We start from the raw sequence: 231 nt of genomic DNA on the forward strand, positions 1-231 counted from the left end.
GCCAGCGCGCGGATCAGGCCGAGGCCGCCCGCAAGAATGCCATCGCCCAGGCCCGTGCCATCTGGCAGGCCTGCCGCCCGGCCGAGGACAGCCCCGTGCGTGACTATCTCGCCCGGCGCGGCATCACCCGAGCGCTGCTGCCCGCACTGCCCGACTGCCTGCGGTTCCACCCCGACCTGCCCTACATGGTGCCCGCCGAGGGCAACCGGGGCAGCTGGCGCGAGATCCATC

The 231-nt window shown here is 74.0% G+C and carries 1 protein-coding gene; it reads left to right on the forward strand.

Annotation, left to right across the window (positions count from 1 at the left end; genetic code table 11):
- On the forward strand, positions 1-231 hold a 231-nt coding region (locus BYZ73_RS23435), incomplete at both ends, for a DUF7146 domain-containing protein (RefSeq protein ID WP_425451114.1).

This window comes from Rhodovulum viride, assembly GCF_003265965.1.
Classification (GTDB): Bacteria; Pseudomonadota; Alphaproteobacteria; order Rhodobacterales; family Rhodobacteraceae; genus Rhodovulum; species Rhodovulum kholense.